Origin of the sequence: Vibrio aphrogenes (assembly GCF_002157735.2) — a bacterium.
Lineage (GTDB): Bacteria > Pseudomonadota > Gammaproteobacteria > Enterobacterales > Vibrionaceae > Vibrio > Vibrio aphrogenes.
Map to the genome: position 1 here is coordinate 620687 of NZ_AP018690.1, position 15451 is coordinate 636137.

13 protein-coding genes and 1 tRNA gene are annotated in these 15451 nt (G+C 41.1%); 1 reads left to right on the top strand and 13 read right to left on the bottom strand.

Annotated features, from left to right (window positions below):
* Positions 1–62 precede the first annotated feature (62 nt).
* From VCA1004_RS14020 to VCA1004_RS14080, 13 genes are all read right to left on the bottom strand, one after another.
* The gene (locus VCA1004_RS14020) at positions 63–1370 is read right to left on the bottom strand and encodes an NCS2 family permease (protein WP_086981060.1); all 1308 of its coding nucleotides are present in this window, start codon (positions 1368–1370) and stop codon (positions 63–65) included.
* Between the two features lie 26 nt (positions 1371–1396).
* Positions 1397–2500, bottom strand: a complete 1104-nt coding sequence (locus VCA1004_RS14025) for an adenosine deaminase family protein (protein ID WP_086981061.1) — start codon at positions 2498–2500, stop codon at positions 1397–1399.
* A gap of 179 nt (positions 2501–2679) precedes the next feature.
* Positions 2680–3591 carry a LysR family transcriptional regulator gene (locus VCA1004_RS14030; protein WP_086981062.1) on the bottom strand — a complete coding sequence of 304 codons (912 nt, stop codon included), beginning with the start codon at positions 3589–3591 and terminating at the stop codon, positions 2680–2682.
* Positions 3592–3716: 125 nt separating this feature from the next.
* Positions 3717–4070, bottom strand: coding sequence for a tRNA-binding protein (locus VCA1004_RS14035; protein ID WP_086981063.1), 354 nt, complete (start codon positions 4068–4070; stop codon positions 3717–3719).
* 1068 nt (positions 4071–5138) lie between these two features.
* Positions 5139–6851 carry an ATP-binding protein gene (locus VCA1004_RS14040; RefSeq protein WP_232012658.1) on the bottom strand — a complete coding sequence of 571 codons (1713 nt, stop codon included), beginning with the start codon at positions 6849–6851 and terminating at the stop codon, positions 5139–5141.
* Positions 6848–8158 (bottom strand): SIR2 family protein, encoded by a 1311-nt coding sequence (locus tag VCA1004_RS14045; RefSeq protein ID WP_232012659.1) that lies wholly within the window; start codon positions 8156–8158, stop codon positions 6848–6850. Before VCA1004_RS14045 ends, VCA1004_RS14040 begins: the two co-directional genes overlap by 4 nt.
* A 344-nt stretch (positions 8159–8502) precedes the next feature.
* On the bottom strand, positions 8503–8892 hold the full coding sequence (locus tag VCA1004_RS14050; protein WP_086981065.1) for a carboxymuconolactone decarboxylase family protein: 390 nt from the start codon (positions 8890–8892) through the stop codon (positions 8503–8505).
* A gap of 58 nt (positions 8893–8950) precedes the next feature.
* Complete coding sequence (locus tag VCA1004_RS14055) at positions 8951–9307, bottom strand: MerR family transcriptional regulator (protein ID WP_086981066.1); 357 nt, start codon at positions 9305–9307, stop codon at positions 8951–8953.
* 435 nt (positions 9308–9742) lie between these two features.
* Positions 9743–9817, bottom strand: a tRNA-Gly gene (locus VCA1004_RS14060).
* A 201-nt stretch (positions 9818–10018) separates the two neighbouring features.
* Positions 10019–10864, bottom strand: a complete 846-nt coding sequence (locus tag VCA1004_RS14065; RefSeq protein WP_086981067.1) for an IS3 family transposase — start codon at positions 10862–10864, stop codon at positions 10019–10021.
* Positions 10861–11370 (bottom strand): helix-turn-helix domain-containing protein, encoded by a 510-nt coding sequence (locus VCA1004_RS14070; RefSeq protein WP_086981789.1) that lies wholly within the window; start codon positions 11368–11370, stop codon positions 10861–10863. The genes VCA1004_RS14065 and VCA1004_RS14070 overlap by 4 nt, the downstream gene beginning before the upstream one ends.
* 81 nt (positions 11371–11451) lie before the next feature.
* Positions 11452–12531, bottom strand: a complete 1080-nt coding sequence (locus VCA1004_RS14075; protein ID WP_086981069.1) for an AI-2E family transporter — start codon at positions 12529–12531, stop codon at positions 11452–11454.
* Between the two features lie 122 nt (positions 12532–12653).
* Positions 12654–13826: a sugar transporter gene (locus VCA1004_RS14080; protein ID WP_086981070.1), complete on the bottom strand. Its 1173-nt coding sequence runs from the start codon at positions 13824–13826 to the stop codon at positions 12654–12656.
* Positions 13827–14090: 264 nt separating this feature from the next.
* Here VCA1004_RS14080 and VCA1004_RS14085 point away from each other — a divergent pair, with 264 nt between their 5' ends.
* Positions 14091–15338, top strand: a complete 1248-nt coding sequence (locus VCA1004_RS14085) for an MFS transporter (protein WP_197715835.1) — start codon at positions 14091–14093, stop codon at positions 15336–15338.
* Positions 15339–15451: the final 113 nt, after the last annotated feature.

Genomic DNA, 15451 nt, shown 5'->3' on the forward strand with positions numbered 1-15451 from the left:
TTAACCTTATCCATCGAGAGTTTATCTCATTGATTAAAAAGAATTTATCTATTTAAAGCGAGTTAATGGCCAGCGACAATTTTAAAATAATAAATCATCGCAATAGCAATAACATAGACTGACCAATGATCTTCTTTAAAACGCCCCAGTACCAATTTCAAGAAGGCATACACCACTAAAGCGGCGGCAATCCCATTACCTGAGTTAAAACTAAAAATGGTCATCGCGACGCACACAAACGCCGGAAAATATTCGGTAATATCGTCATAATTAATTTTACGCAATGACGTCATCATCGAAAATCCAATATAGATCAGCACAGGTGCCGTAGCCACCGTTGGAACCATTGTCGCAAGAGGCGATAAAAATAATGTCAACGCAAACAAAGCCGCTGTCACTATTCCGGTAAACCCTGTTTTTCCTCCAGCTTCGACACCCGCCGAGCTTTCTAAATAAGTCGTTAACACCGGACAAGAGAAGAGCGCCCCAAAGGTTGTCGCAGCCGAATCGACATGAAAGTTCTTTTCAATGCCTGGCAAGTTACCTTTTTCATCTAAATAACCCGCTTGTGCGCCTACGCCTAACAAGGTCCCCAACGTTGAGAAGAAATCAGGGATAAAGAAAGCCAATAAAAAAGGAAGATATTTCACATCCATTGCGCCTAGAATATCCAGGCTAAATGCCATATCTTCGATACTTTGCGGCATAGAAATCAGTGAATCCGGCACATGGGTAATCCCAAGTGGAATGCCGATGATCGTTGTGATCAATATCGCCAGAATAATCCCCCCACGGATCTTACGTGCCGTAAAAAATAACACTAAGAAAAACCCGAAAAAGGCTAATAAGGCACTCGTTGAGGTTAAATCGCCAAAGTTTAAGACATTCTTACTTGCATTGGCGACTACCACACCGGCCTGTTTTAAACCCAGCAGCGCGATAAATAAGCCAATACCAACACCCACCGAGACTTTTACTCCATGTGGGATCACACGAACAATAAAGTCCCTCACCCCAAGAAAAGACACCAACATAAACAGCACACCACTAATAAAGACGATGCCTGCTGCAATACTTAATGGCACGCCGCCGCCCACTAAAGTAAAAGAAAAAATGGCCACACTTCCCAGTCCTGGCCCGAGAACAAACGGTCGATTGGTATAAACCGCCATCGCAATAGTGGTAATCACAGTCATAATCACTGTGACGGTCATCGCTTCCCCAAAAGGCAAACCGATTTTACTTAGCATGCCTGGTACGACAGCCACAATATAGGCCATAGTGGCAAAAGTAGTAAAACCGGCAATAATTTCGGTTTTAAAATTGGTTTGATATTTTTCAAACTCAAAAAAAGCTTTAATCTTTTCCATGATTTATCCTAAAAAAAATCAGCGAATTACACTAATGGAGATCGGTAGTGAATGTGATGGGCTTGATCCAACAAAATCTGCTCATCCAATTGTTGATAAGCGTCATCAAATGCCTCACTCCAAGATTGAATACAGAGGTTTTTCTGCTCTTCATCCATCCAACTCGCCTTCACGCTATTGATCATAAAGGTTTTCAAGCTCAATACATCGAAGCCAAAATCTTCCACCATAGTCCGATAACAATTGGTGGTATTGGTATTGTGTATGTGCCAATCATCAGTACATGGCACAATAGTTAAGCCCGCTTTTGCCATGGTGATAATGGGATGGTTAGCACACCATTCTTGGTAATTAGGCCATTGGTTTAGAAAATACGTATTGGAAGGAACCACGGTAAAAGGAATCGCCAAAGCGGCATATTTTTGTGTTAACTGTGCATTATCAATAATACTGTATCCATGATCGATACGATCAACCTGCAACAGCTCAATCGCACTTTCCACATTTCGCCAATGCAGGCCAAATTCAGAGCAGTGCGCTGTCAATTTATAACCGTGTTTTTGGGCTAATTGGTAGGCTTTCCAAAAATGTTCTACTGGCGCATGATGCTCTTTATAATCAATCCCGATCCCTAATACATAAGGATGTGGAGAACGAATCATGGCTTCCACCATCGCTAGCGCCACTTCTGGAGATTTTTCACGATTAATAGAAGGAATTAAGCGGATGACGATACCCCATTGCTCAAATGCCGCCTCAATCCCCGCTACCAACGCTTGATTGACCACTTCATACGTTAAATCCGTATCGGATGGGTTCCAAAAAGTCTCAATATATTTCACCCCACAAGCCTGTGCATCTTCGGCCACTTCAAGCAAAACGCGATAATAATCTTCTGGCTGCTGCATCAATTGGTATAACAGTGATAATGCTGCAATCCCTCCTTTTGAGGAGCCCGTTTGGTGTTGATAAGCTCTGTAATAGCTCTTCGCTTCATTTAATGACAGTGGATGTTGGTATTTCTCAGCGAGATCCACCATAGTTTCTAAACGCACACCACCTAATAAATGATAATGGATATCCGCTTTAGGAATGCGGTTGATAAATTGCTCTAATGTCAGTTGCCTCATTATTCCCCCAAGAAAGCAAACGTTTGCTTTAGTCTGAGGAGAAAATGAGATTTAGTGAAATGCCTATTTTGATAGACCAGTGTCGTTTCGACATAGCGCGCCGCATAAAATAGCGAACCGCATAAAAACGCCGCATAGAAATGAAACATAAAAAAATGGCTGAGAAGTTCAGCTCAAGGTCACAACAATGAAAGGAGCCAACCGTCAGCTACTTTGCTTTTCAAGTGCGCCCAAAATTGTTCCCCGATATCCGATAACCTATTATGGTTACGATACATTCTCATTTGGTAAGGAACATTCCAGCGAGGATCATCAAAAACATGTAGCTTACCACTCGCCAACTCAGCTTCAATTAAGCAACTAGGAAGCCAGCTCACCCCTTTACCACGTAACACCATGTCTTTATGCAGTTGACACATGGAAGATTCAAAGCACGTTCTATGAGAAAATCCCAAATCAGAGCCGACATGCCCTTCAATTAAGCGAGCGGTATAACTTTCTGAAGAATAACGTAAAAAAGGCACTGGTTGTTCTAAATTTGGGGTATAGAGAGGCTGGCCTTGCGAATCGGTTGCTGAAACCAATACAAAGGCCCCTTTACCAACGGGAATGTTTTGATAAGGCGGCTGCAATAAATCAATCACATCAAAAGCGAAAAGGATATCGGTTTGCCCTTCCATCAAAGATTGAGTCGCAAAATCAACTCGTAGCACATCTACGCTATAAGGTAATTCACTGGGGGTTGTTATCTCTTCCATTAAATTCATCAAAGTTGGTGAAGCTAATGAATGAGGGGAGGCAATTTTTAATGGTGCAAAAAGTGGCTGATCGACGCCTTTAAGTTGGGTTAACCCATGGTCTAATTGTTGAATAAGGTTACGTGCCGTCGTACGAAACTGTTTTCCCGCTGGGGTTAAACTAACCGGGTGTGTGGTTCTATCAATCAATTGACGCCCCACCGCTTCTTCTAATGCCTTAATATGACGCCCAAACGCTGGCTGAGTAATAAAACGGGCTTCAGCTGCACGAGAAAAATTTCTTAACTCGCTCAACGCAATAAAATCTTCCAACCATTTGGTATCTATACCCATGATAAAACCACCTACCACTCACCTATTCTTCATGATTTAGCGAGCCATAATAACCAATCCTGTTTGCCACTGATACCTGCGAATAGTATTTCTAGAGCGAGCACAGCAATTTGATAAGTTGAGAATTACCCAGCTCTTGCACCATTTGGCATTTCAGTCTCTGGACAAGCAAGGCATGGTTGCAATTTATCTTCATAACCAATGTCAAACAACATTCCTTGAGACACTTCACCAGCCATCTTTCTTTCAGGTAAATTGACTACAAACAAGGCCTGTTTTCCCTCAATTTCTTTGGGATTTTCGCGTTCTTGTTTAATACCAGCCAAAATTGAACGTTGATGATCACCAAAATCGACCGTTAGCTTCATCAGTTTATCTGACTTGGCTACTTCAGAGACGTCAATAATTAGACCAACACGAATATCAATTTTCGCGAAATCTTCAACGGTAATTTCATCTTTAATTGGAGCGTATTTCATCCTTCTATCCTCACAGTTATCCTAAATACCTAAACTAATAACTCCCACGAAGGTACTCAGTTCCCGTTTCGTGAGCTAACACAGTGAATTCAATAACGAACTCAATGAAAAAGTAATCAGACTAACGCTAATACTTTATGCAAAACAAGCGACTTTAAAAGCCTGCCCACTTTGACATGTTATTCACTTAGTCTCAATTTCCAGCATACTGATCTGTAACAGGTTTCTCTTTTTAACCAACCAATCGAACTGAAACCAGGAGTCCGCCTCTCCTACCGCTTTCAATGATCCCACTAAGGTTATAATTCAGAGTGAAAGAACTACTGATATCCATTAACCAATTTTATCATGCCAACCCTAACTTATTAATTGCTAGCTATGTGGCTATTTTTTCATCCCGACATGCCTTACATTACCAAGGCTATACTGTCACTCAATTGATACTGTTACCGATTAACGTATTATCTATAAGAGTCGAACGTTGCCTAAAAAGCTTTCCGGATAAACGCGATGTTTGACGCTGACAAAAATATGAAAATCCCATATATAACAGTGAGTTGTTAAAAGAGGGATTATGTAAATCTTGCTAACGGACTGGTTCCACTGCTCATCGGCATTACTGTTTTATTTACAGCATTTGGTGTGTTGTATGTTATTACAGATAAATGGGATAAAAAGCATGGAAGGTAATCAATAAAAGATAAGCAGGTGGTTTTCGAGAACTGTAGTACGAGCTGAATTTTCTCCTGTGCACTGGTTGTAGCGTTACCTGTGTACTTTCTAATAGTGTAGAAATGACAGGTCAATTCACAATAAATACTGATAGTTGAACACGTTCGAACTAGTACCGGTTAATCTATTCAGTCGTTTCAAACTCACCACTAAGCCGAAAATGCCGAATACGTTGAAGTTCGGCTTTTTCAATAATGTTTCTAACTGATTATTGCACATTTCCGTTTTACGACTTCTGGTGTATGTCAGACTTTCAGATAAATTTTTCTAGCGCCAAAAGAAAAACATGCCCCCAGAATTTTCCTTAGCATTATCTAATGCCAATAGTTAACTATATTACCAGTACAACTGATAACTTGGGCTATCAGACAATGGTGGGTGCTCAGGTTTATGCACTTGAATTGTCAGAGGAATCGGGAAATCGACCCCAACAACAGCAAGTTCCCCTTGTTTTAGATTAGGTAGAAACTCGATCATCGACTTATCCACTTCTCCACAAGCTCGTTCTACAAGTTCACGGTCATTACTGTTAGTTAAGCGATGGACAAGTAAAGTACCCATTTGGCTTATCACACCTTCGGTAATATCCCTAGGTCGTTGAGTGGTAAGGCAAATGTTCAAACCATACTTACGCCCTTCTTTTGCAATGATTTCAAAAGCATCAAGACGAGTTGCATACTCTTCAAATCCTACCTTCTTCCCAAGAAAGTTATGAGCTTCGTCTACTACAGCAAGTAAAGGTTGATTAGTAAATCGTTCATTTCTCGCATAAGACAGCAACTTACGTCCAATCACATTAGCTAGTATCTCCCTCGCATTAAACTCGTAACTAGTAGCACTTAAACACAAACGGAGAACACGATTATGTGAACTGAGAAATTCATCTAAAACTTGCCCAAGAGTGTCTCCTTGAGATTCTTGAAACACTACTTCGAACGATGGAGATTTGAGTACAGACTGAATTCTTGTAAAAAGAGAAGAACAATAGCCTAAATCGGTTGTTGGGTTCCCCCAGGCATCATTATTTGACCAGCAACATTCTTGCTCTATTTGCCGCATGAGTTTTTTAACATCAAAAGGCTGTGTAGGTAAGTCCACCAAGGCTGAGAAAGGTAACTGTGTATCAGGTTGTCGCTTTCGCATTGAAGCTCTATAAGCCTCTTTGCTTCGATTAACTTTCATTAAAACACCATGGTCAGCTATAGACGGATCCAAGTGAACAAGCCTCAAACTTCTTATAGCCTCCCTAAGTTTGGGCCCTTGTACTTTCCCTGATGGTTCAAAGAGAGTTAAAAAGTCAGACTCGACGAAGTCAGTTGGCGGAATTCTAAAGCAAGTGGAGTCTTGGTGCGTATTTAAAGGCTTCCCCAAGTGGCGATGCATGGTATAGGAAGTGGGTAGGCTTCGGTACTCTCCAGTGGCATCAATAACGATAACTTTAGAGCTCGGAAACTTAGCGCACTCCTGAATAAGCCTAGAAGTTGTCCAGCTTTTCCCTCCTCCTGTTGAGCCGAGAATTGCACAGTGTCTACCAAAAAGCTTTTCGGGACTTACAGCAACATCACTAGAAACACCATCAGCTATAGAGCCTAGTTTGATTAGTCTAGGCTGTTCCCTTGATATGGCACGATCGGATAGTTCAGGTAGCTTTGCAATAAACTCAGCAGGTGCAGAATAAACGCTATCCCCTATTCTTGGATATGTTGTTACACCTGCAGAAACTACCAATGTACTAAGGCAAACGGAGCCTAGTACCTGCATGTAACCTATAGCATCAATCTCATTTTCAGAACTTACACTAGCCAGATCTTGTCGTACTTTTTCAGGTAACCTAACATCTAGAACCTTCCCCAAAGTTAACTCCGTTTGTCCTTCAATAAGAACTAACTCGCCGACTTCTCCTCTACCATAGCGCCCTCCATCGTGATAACTCGCCGACTTCAATCCAGCCTTTGTCAGATTCAGCGTGATACCTTTTGCGTTAACTCCTGAGATCACTCCAACCTTAAGGGAAGGGTTTAGGAGCCCACTATTTAATAAACCAATCACCCATTACCTCCCACCAACAAGCGTTGAACGTCTTTACCGAGTTGTTCAGCAGGGCTCAGTGCGGCTAAGTTGGGTATCAATCCAGATAACTGCTTAAAAGAAGCATTAATGAATGTCACATCGGCTCCACATGAAGCTAAATCTTGCCAATAATGGCTACCACCACCGTTAATTTGCCCATATGCGGCATAATCAGAAACAATTAACTTCAAGCTTGGATTAGATTTAATCGCAGAAAGAATAGGTTCAGATAAATGGTCATCATTAAAACCAAATCCGTTTACCACTAAGCAAGCATTTGGTAGCCGTAGAAATTCTAAGTAACGAGACAAAAGCTCTAGATGAGGTTGTATAAATGCTTGTTGGTACTTCCCTTTTGCTGGATAGATAAGACATGCTAATTCTGGAGATGGCTGCTGAACTTCATACACATCTTTATCTTGGTACTCCCAACTTACGGAGCCATGTAACTTATATAACTGAATTACACCTTGAATGAAGGATTGCTCTTCATGGGCTCTGTTAACCACATCGAAATTGAAGTATTGACCATTAAAACGTCGCTTCCTTGTGTAGGAAAACCCATCAACGACCATCATCCCCAAATCAGAAGACGCCGTTTCAAAGCACATGTCATAGTTAGTTGTGAATACTTTTAGTCTTGGATCTCTTGTACGCCGCCTTGCTAACTTTCTAAGTGTTTCAGTATATGCTGAAATATCAGAGTTGTCTGTCGTTAAAAACTGAGAACAAGCTTCAAGTATTTTAGCTTTGCAAGACGTTAAGAACGGCTTCACTGACTGGTCTTCTGGGTAAACGGTAAGGTATGCATCACAAGCAGACAAAAAGTGCTCAATATTAGGTGATTCAAAATCTGTATAGCGTAACTTGTTGCAAATGGCTTTGGCTTCCTCATGAAGCTGTTCGACTGCGTTCTCGCTACCATTCTCTTCGGCATTCACGAACATACATTTTACCCAAAGATCCCGCATGGATGGGCCATTGGGCTCTCCAAGGGAAGCACCACTCCCAGCAAAGAGAGCTAGATTTGGAAGCTGAAGAGATTTTGAAAGGAACTCTGAAGCCTTTTGCTGATTCAGTTCTAGACTATTACGAAGTTCATCGCTAAGGACACCTGTTTGTCGATGAACTCTTCTCATTGTTGCTTCGTCCAGTGGTAACCAGAAGGTAGAGTTAGAAAACTTAATTGCTAGCTCTCCTTTTTCAATATTACCAAAAGGTGGGAGAGGTATTTGTGAACCAAAAACTTGCGCGGCAAGGCCATCAGGAGAAGATTCGTTAGTCATAATTAGCATCCAGTTCAAAAAGTAACTACTTGAGTCTACTATGTTAGATTGACAGAAACCATGACACCACCACATTAAAAACAATACTATGGGCTAAGTCACTTTTGTCCCGGAGCAACTTTAGAAACATAAAAACTCACTATTTCCGCGTGAATTTCATTACCACTATATAAGTTGTATTTGGGTCAATTTCGGAAAATGGAACATTAAAGGTTCATAAACAACTACAGGTATGACAAATGAGTTAGTTAATACTTGTGCGATGAGCAAAATCGCACGAGTAAAAAGGTTATGTTTGGGCGTAGATTTAGTGAACTTACGTTAAATGCGTATACATAGTCTACTTAGTTGTTGTGATTCTCGGTTCGTTCAATGAGCACTTCTTTGAATACGAACATCCCATTCAGCGCAGCAGGAAAGCCAGCGTAAACAGACATCTGAATAATCACTTCTTTGAGCTCTTCTTCATTGCAACCCACATTAAACGCCGCATTTAAATGTACTTTAAGTTGTGGAGCACAGTTGCCTAATGCTGTTAATGCTGCCACTGTAGCAATCTCACGCGATTTCAAATCCAAGCCTTTGCGCGAATAGATATCACCAAAAGGATACTCAATGGTATATTTAGCCAAATCAGGGCTGATATCTTTCAAGCTATCAATAACATTTTGCCCTGCTTCACCATCAATATGTTTAAGTAGTTCTAATCCTTTTTCAAAACGTGACGTTTTCATTGTCTTACTCCTATGTGTTCAATAAGAGTACAGCATACAAGTTAGAGTTCACTCTAAGTCAAGACACTTTTCCATCTTTATACAGACCAATTTTATCTTCCAACGCCGAAAGGTGAGATTGTTGTTGCTCTATATACGCTTGTAAACTCTGTTGGTGCTGTTCTAGCAAGGCTTGACGTTCAAGTATCGTGCTATTGCCCTGCTCTCTTAGCCGAGCGTATCTCAATATATCTTCTAGTGGCATGGCCGTTTCTTTCAGGCGAATCACAAACTCTACCCACTTTACGTCTTTCTCGGTATACACTCGGTGACCACTATTGTTGCGCCGAACATTTTTAAGTAAGCCGATCTTTTCATAGTACCTAAGCGTGTAATTCGACAAATCTACCAAGCTAGAAAACTCCTTAATATTCATTTTTACTTCCTTATTGCAGATGGATAGTTCCACGAGGCTTAAATCACAAAAAATAACCTCCAATTTTAGTTGGTCCTTAATGTAGTTCAAGCTCAGAACCTTAGGTGTACCTGGCTTCGCCTCAAATAAGGCTTCAATTCTCTTTCAAAACCATGCTGTAGTCGTTTTTGAATTGTGTATTCATTTAGAAAGCCCTTTAATTTTCTTAAATATGCTGGAAATGGTGATTTCAGAGAATTAAGATTAGCTTTTCCAATATTGAGCGGAGGAAGTTACTTCTGCTCAATTTTTAGCTCAAATTTAAATATGGACACCGCTTGGCCACCAGATGACCACCGAGCAATTTGAAATGAACAAAACCAAATTGCAGATACAAAAAATCACTCAATAAAGAGTGTTGTTTTTCAAATAGATACGTGAGATTTATATAAGATTTGGAGCGTGCGGCGGGAATCGAACCCGCATCATCAGCTTGGAAGGCTGAGGTAATAGCCATTATACGACGCACGCTTAACTGGTAAGCTGTCTCTTGAAGACGGGTGTTACTATGCCATAACGATAAAAAAATAAAAGCCTTTTTCTACACATTTTGGTTTGATTGCGCACAATATAAGCAAATGATTGTATAAATGAAATTATCATTAGGTTTACTGGGCAAAAAAACAGCGCTAAGCGTAGTATGAAGTGACCCCTTAAAGTTGGACATTTCTGTTATGCGGCTTCTAAGGCCTGATTTCGGTATTCTACCGGAGTTAGGCCTTTTAATTTCACCTTAATCCGATCGTTATTGTAATAATCAATATATTCATCAATGCATGCCATAAGTTGCTCAGCACTGTCAAAGTGGTAACCATGGTACATTTCTGTTTTTAAAAGTGCGAAGAAGTTTTCAGCCACAGCATTATCAAGACAGTTTCCTTTTCTCGACATACTCTGATTTATTCTTTTCTCTTTTAGCTTGTTACGATAATCACGGTGTTGGTATTGCCACCCTTGGTCACTATGTAAAGTTAACGAGGACGCTTGACTTAACTTACTCGTCGCTTTCTCTAGCATCTCGGTCACGAGATGTAATTTAGGTGAGCTCGCTACAGTATGACTAACGACTTCTTGATTAAATAAATCGATGATAGGAGATAAATAGACTTTTTCACCTGCCACTTTAAATTCCGTCACATCGGTCACCCATTTTTCATTTGGTTTCGTCGATTTAAAGTCTCGCTTCAGAATATTCGGGGCAATACGCCCAATCGCACCTTTATAAGAACGATATTTCTTCGGTCTTACGGTCGATTTTAGCCCTAGTTTTGCCATTAAGCGCTGAACCGTTTTATGATTTAAGTAGATGCCTTCTCTACGTAAAGCATAATGAATGCGTCGATAACCATATCGACCTTTATGCTTATGAAATATTCTTTCAATACTCGCTATCTCATTCGCGTAAGGCTCGGGAGTGCTCAACACTTGGCATTGGTAGTAATACACACTCTTGGGCAATCCAATGGATTGCAATAAATGCTGGATTTTGTGTTGGTGTTTTAGAGCTTGAACAGTCAACGCTTTTTCTTTGCTGCTTGACGTTTTAACTTGTCCAGCTCCTCTAACTTTTTTAGAACAGCATTCTCCGCTCTCAAATAAGCCAGTTCCTCTCTGAGTTCATCAAGTGACATGTCTTCATCAGGTTTAGTCGGACGCTTATTTGATTGAGTTTTCATAGATGGTCTGCCTTTAGGTCGGGAATGTAAGCCTTGGAATCCCGACTGATTATAAAGCTTTAACCAAACAGAAATAGTCCCGTTAGAAGAAAAATTGAATTCAGCACTCGCTTGGCTTATAGACCAGTTATTTTCCCACATTGATTTTAATACCGAGAATTTAAAATCTGCGGAATTTTCATAATCAAGAGGTAAAAATGAAGATGAACCATGGATCCTGTAAACAGAAGTCCAATAACGAATTTGGTTCGCAGGAATAGATAACTCTTTTGCAAGAGATGTCGATGATTCGCCATCAAGGCAACGCTGAGCAATGCACAGCTTTAATTCTCTGATGTACTTAGACATAAAATAACCCCCAATGTTGGTGTCCAACTATTGGGGGTCAGTTCAAGTAGGCGCTGTTTTTATTCCATTTTTGGATGGTGGTTAAGTAAGCGCTTTACCTTGATCAATTTTAAGCCACACCGTAAAGGCTCCCCACCATAGGGATAGAATGACTGCACCTAAAAATAACCCAATGATCCCCGCGTACATCATGCCACCTAAAGAGCCAATCACCACAATGGGCATAGGTACCACAGATCCACGCCCCATCAATAGTGGTTTTAAAATGTTATCGGAAAGCCCGGCAAGTAATCCCCACACAGTAAAGATAATAAATGAGGTGGTATCAGCCGTCAGGTACATATAACCAAATAAGGGCAACAAAGGTAAAATGGCTGGAAGTTGGGCAATGCACAAAACTAAGATCACTAGGCTAATTAAGCCAGCAGCGGGAATATGAAAAGTAAATAAAGCAGCACTGATAATTAAACTTTGAATAAAAGCCACGCCAATCACCCCGACTAAAACGCTTCGAATAATATTCGACAACATATTAGCCCAACGTGTGCCATGTTCTCCTGCGCTACGTTCAAAGACCTGAATAATAGCTTGAGAAATCGGTTCGCTTGCCGCCATAAAGACACCCGCAATCACCAAGGATAAAAAGAACATGACTAAGCTACCTAAACCACTGCCAAAGGTCGCCAATAAGTGGCTTAAAACAACTTTTATCTGGGGTAGGAATTGCACGATCATATCTTTAATGTGCAAAGATAGGTAGGTTAATCCATCAAAAATGGATGGGCCGACTAATGGCCAGTCTTGTATCGCGGGATTCGGCGTCCATTGCGATAATTGTCCCGATTTCACGACGTCGGTTAAGAACATCAAGCCGTCATAAATTGAGGTTGAGATCATTGCAAAAGGCGAAATCAATAATGCGATGCTAGCCACCGTTACTAGGGTTACCGCCAGAGTGCGTTTTCCTCGAATACGTGCACTGAGCATATTCACTACCGGGTTCAATGCCACCGCAATGATCGCCCCCCATAATACGGGAAGAATAAAAGGGCGAACGATATGAAATGTCCCCCACACCAAAATAAAAATAAGCCCAATTCGAATGGCTGACTCAACCATATTGTTTACAAACTGGCGCGACTCTTCATCAATAGGTTTCATACCGTGACTATCCTTGTGGTCGATGTAACAATAGTGTGTTTATAAAGTGTAAATCATCACCATTTCAAATATAGCTGAATGATGGGAATTTTCTCCATTTTCAATAAATTACATTACTAATTTTAACGTAAGATGGGGTATTTTCGTAACAAGGCCACCAGCACAATCATTGAAATCACTCCAATGGTGGCCGCCACATAGCCAATATTGGCTAACCCGAAATGCAATAACACTTTACCGCCTAATAAAGCACCTGCACCAATGCCTAAATTTATGATGCCAGAATACATCGACATAATGACTTCAAAGGCATCATTATCAATATTGAATACCTTAACTTGCATGGTAACAGGCACCAGCATCATCACCGCGCCCCAAACAAAAATAAGACCAGTGATCCCCCATTGAGAAAGAGCTACAGCATTCAACCAAAATAAACAGATACTTAAAAGCACACCGCTAGCCAGCAATAACTTAGTATTATGTTTTTCACCCCAAATGCCAAAAATCACACTGCCGACAATACCCGCACCACCAAACAACAACAGTAAGAAAGTCGTAAAGTAGCTGTTGGCTTGTCCGACTTCATGCATAAACGGTTCGATATAGCTGTAACTAGTATAGTGAGCAGTAAAGATTAAAAAGATAAAGAAATACGACCCTAACAACACTGGCTTTTTGAATACCGCCGATAAACTTTTTAAACTGCCAGATGAGACACTCGGTAATGGTGGTAACAGGCGGGCTAAGATCAGCATCATCATAAAAGCGATCCCACCGATGACGCCAAATGTCGCTCGCCAGCCAAACCATTGTCCAATCAAACGCCCTACTGGTACGCCTAATACCATAGCAAGAGAAGTCCCTGTCGCTAACACACTTAAAGCAAATGTCTTTTTACCCGCAGGAGCAACACGTATCGCAATGGCGGCCGTAATCGACCAGAAGATAGCATGGGAAAAAGCAATTCCAATACGGCTGATGACCAAGACTGGAAAGTTCCACGCCAATACCGACAACACATGGCTGGCAGAGAAAACACCAAACAAACACAACAACAAGGTTTTGCGCTCAACTTTACGAGTAAGCAGCATCAGAGGAAGCGAAAACAGAGCCACTACCCATGCATAAATGGTGAGCATCCAGCCAACTTTGGCCGTCGTGATACCAAAGCTTTGCGCAATATCGGTCAAAATCCCTACCGGAACAAATTCGGTGGTATTAAAAATAAAGGCACTAAAACCCATCGCTAAAACTTGGAAATATTGTTTACGACGAGATATTTTTGTTGTCATACGTCACCCAGCACCATAAAAACTGTGATTATCATCGCGCATGTTAGCACTGTATTTTATTGAGACATAAACAATCTTATGGGATTTTTTATCGCCTTGTAATCACAATGCATTTCCATAAAAATAAAGACTTTAACCCTTTTGTAGCTTTTTTGTCATAATCACAGCTATTTTTAGACGTTTTTATCATTAGGGGATGGTGAATGAACACGTTACCATTACCCCCTCTTATCTTAATCGCGCATTGTTATCATAAGGTTGGTCATGGCCTCTGCAATTAAAGCCACGTTTCGTTCATTACAATTTTATAATTATCGTTTATGGGCGATTGGTGCTCTGGTTTCCAATATTGGCACTTGGATGCAACGTACAGCGCAAGACTGGTTAGTGTTAACGGAATTAACGCAACACAATGCGACCGCGGTGGGAATTGTCATGTCTTTACAGTTTGGACCACACGCTTTATTACTGCCTTTTTCTGGTTACATTGCCGATCAATTTGACCGCCGCAAAGTCTTAATCATCACTCAATCTTTGTTGGCGTTATTACCTTTATTGCTCGGGATTTTAACCTTAACCGGCCATATCGAACTTTGGCAGGTCTATATTTTCGCATTTATTCTAGGTTGCACTACCGCCATAGATGCTCCCGTTCGCCAAACCTTTGTCACTGAATTGGTCAGCGATAAAGACTTATCCAATGCTGTGGCGTTAAATTCAACCTCATTCAACTCCGCTCGCATGATAGGCCCCTCTCTGGCAGCCTTATTGATTGCTGGCATTGGCACAGGTTGGGTCTTTATCGTGAATGCTTTATCTTTTGTTGGGGTACTCTTCTCACTGTTTCATTTTCGAATTAATGAGTTACATCCAAGCACTCGCAGTGCCAAAGGTCCTGGGGCCTTATTGAAAGGCTTTCAATATTCTTGGCAACGTGACGATCTACGAACGATCTTTTTTATGTTGTTTATGATTGGTACGTTTGCGCTCAATTTCCCGATTTTCATTTCAACCATGGCAGTAAAAGTGTTTGATGTGGGGGTTGAACAATTTGGATTATTAACCACCTTAATGGCGGTAGGCTCTGTCGCAGGGGCATTATTTTCAGCCAAAAGTGAAGGCCCGTCCATGCGCTCGTTAGTACTTGGGTGTGGCGTTCTTACTGTTGGCTTTATTATCTCTGCCATTAGCCCAAGCTACTGGTTATTTGGAGTGACCTTAATTCTCATTGGAGTTTCCGTACAAACCTTCAATACCTCAAGCAATAGCTTATTACAGCTCACTACAGAGCCAAGTATGCGCGGGCGAGTTATTGCGATTCGTATGGCGATTGCCATGGGGTGTACCCCGATTGGAGCACCGATCGTTGGCTGGATTGCCGATCAATATGGCCCACGTTGGTCATTAGCGCTTGGGGCATTAAGTAGTGCTCTCGCCGCGCTTATTGGTCTGTATTATTTCTCTAAACAAAAATCAGCCCTTCAAAACAAAGATGACGCGGTAAAAAGTTAAACCAAATACACGAATTAGGACGGACGATTGATATTAGATTGATATTAAGTAATAACTAACCTAGCGACTTCCTCTTTCTATTCCACTGTTTTTATAAAACATTAAAAGCAAGG

Coding starts and splice junctions, on each gene's coding strand:
- VCA1004_RS14045 (WP_232012659.1), bottom strand. CDS start 8,158: ATGACTAACGAATCTTCTCCTGATGGCCTTGCCGCGCAAGTTTTTGGT.
- VCA1004_RS14035 (WP_086981063.1), bottom strand. CDS start 4,070: ATGAAATACGCTCCAATTAAAGATGAAATTACCGTTGAAGATTTCGCG.
- VCA1004_RS14075 (WP_086981069.1), bottom strand. CDS start 12,531: ATGAAACCTATTGATGAAGAGTCGCGCCAGTTTGTAAACAATATGGTT.
- VCA1004_RS14025 (WP_086981061.1), bottom strand. CDS start 2,500: ATGAGGCAACTGACATTAGAGCAATTTATCAACCGCATTCCTAAAGCG.
- VCA1004_RS14070 (WP_086981789.1), bottom strand. CDS start 11,370: ATGTCTAAGTACATCAGAGAATTAAAGCTGTGCATTGCTCAGCGTTGC.
- VCA1004_RS14020 (WP_086981060.1), bottom strand. CDS start 1,370: ATGGAAAAGATTAAAGCTTTTTTTGAGTTTGAAAAATATCAAACCAAT.
- VCA1004_RS14055 (WP_086981066.1), bottom strand. CDS start 9,307: ATGAATATTAAGGAGTTTTCTAGCTTGGTAGATTTGTCGAATTACACG.
- VCA1004_RS14085 (WP_197715835.1), top strand. CDS start 14,091: ATGGCCTCTGCAATTAAAGCCACGTTTCGTTCATTACAATTTTATAAT.
- VCA1004_RS14080 (WP_086981070.1), bottom strand. CDS start 13,826: ATGACAACAAAAATATCTCGTCGTAAACAATATTTCCAAGTTTTAGCG.
- VCA1004_RS14050 (WP_086981065.1), bottom strand. CDS start 8,892: ATGAAAACGTCACGTTTTGAAAAAGGATTAGAACTACTTAAACATATT.
- VCA1004_RS14030 (WP_086981062.1), bottom strand. CDS start 3,591: ATGGGTATAGATACCAAATGGTTGGAAGATTTTATTGCGTTGAGCGAG.